The organism is Mesorhizobium sp. M0437, assembly GCF_040321335.1.
Classification (GTDB): domain Bacteria; phylum Pseudomonadota; class Alphaproteobacteria; order Rhizobiales; family Rhizobiaceae; genus Mesorhizobium.
Genome location: NZ_JAMYRK010000194.1, coordinates 1 through 1570 on the forward strand (window position 1 = coordinate 1; position 1570 = coordinate 1570).

The 1570-nt window shown below is 66.8% G+C and carries 1 protein-coding gene and 1 pseudogene; both read right to left on the reverse strand.

The window, feature by feature from the left end:
* The coding region (locus NKI72_RS34905; RefSeq protein WP_352852237.1) for a condensation domain-containing protein at positions 1-1321 on the reverse strand (1321 nt) is incomplete at its 3' end.
* A gap of 123 nt (positions 1322-1444) precedes the next feature.
* Positions 1445-1570 (reverse strand): annotated as a pseudogene (locus tag NKI72_RS34910) (phosphopantetheine-binding protein); the annotation flags it as partial.

Here is a 1570-nt window from a genome sequence, read left to right on the forward strand (position 1 = left end):
CCGCGTCCGTCCGGTTCAGCTCCTCCAAAAGGTAGGTCCGCTCCTCGGGCGACAGCAGCTCGATGCGGCCGACCGGCTGCCCGGCATCGGCAACCATCGCCCGCAGCAGCGCCAGCAGATAACCACGCTGCCGCTCGATCGTCGCTTCGTCGAACAGCGCCGTGGCATAGTGCAGCGATCCGGCGATCTGATCGCCACGCTCGCCCAGGCTCAGCTCCAGATCGAACTTGACCTGATCATACCCCTCCCCGGCAGCCTCCACACTCAGCCCCGGCAGGTCCAATGACTCGACCGCATTGTTCTCCCAGGCCAGCATCACCTGGAACAACGGCGTGTGATCAAGATGCCGGGGCGGCTGCGCGATCTCGACGACCTGCTCGAACGGCAGGTTCTGATGCTCCTGCGCGGCCAGCGCCGTGCGCCGCGTCCGCTCCAGAAGCTGCGCCAGGCTCGGCGCGCCCGACAGGTCGACCCGCAGCGCCAGCGTGTTGACGAAGAAGCCGATCAGCTCTTCGATCTCGCGCCGGCCGCGATTGGCGCTCGGCACGCCGATCACGACGTCGTCCTGCCCCGACAGGCGCGACAGCACCGCCGCCCAGGCCGCCAGCACCGTCATGAACAACGTCGTGCCATGCTGCCGGCTCAGCCGCTTCAGCCGCCGCGTCAGATCCGCATCGATAACGATCGGAACCGTCGCCCCGGCAAACGACTGCTGGGCCGGCCGCACGCGGTCCGTCGGCAGCGCAAGCCCGGCCGGTGCGCCTGACAGGGCGTTGCGCCAATACTGCGCCTGGCTCTGCAGCCGTTCCCCCGACAGCCACTGCCGTTGCCAGGCGGCATAATCCGGATATTGGATCGCAAGCGGCGGCAAAGGATCGTCCTGTCCAGCCTCGAACGCCCGGTAAAGCTGACTCAGTTCACGCATCAAGACGCCCATCGACCAGCCGTCGGAGACGATGTGATGCTGGGTCAGCTGGAAGACGTGCTCCTCATCCGCCAGCCGGATCAGACGAGCGCGGATCAGCGGCCCGCGCGACAGATCGAACGGCGTGCGCGCCTCTTCATGGCACAGATCCGAAAGCACAGCCTCAGCATCCGGCCTGTCCCGCAGATCGTGCTCGAGCACCGGCAGCCCCGCATCCGGCGGCAGGACCTCAACCCAGGGCTTGCCCTCCGGCGCGACAAAGACACTGCGCAGCGCCTCATGACGTGCAAACAGACGGTCAAGGCTGCGCTGCCAGGCGACGCGGTCGAGCACCCCCCGCAGCCGCAAGGCCAGCGGAATATGATAGTTGGTGCTGCCCTCGTCGAGCTGCGCCAAAAACCATAGCCGCTGCTGCGCAAACGACAGCACAAGCGGCTCATTGCGCGACACGGCCGCAATCGCCGGCAGGTCTTGCGGACCGGCGCGGCTCAAATCTTCGACGATGCTTTCCGCCAGATCAGCCAGCACCGGTTTGGCGAACAGCCTCGTCAGCGGCAGCTCGACGCCAACAACCTGCGACAGCCGGCTCATCAGCTGCACGGCCAACAGCGAGTGGCCGCCGAGCTCGAAGAAGTTGTCGTGGCG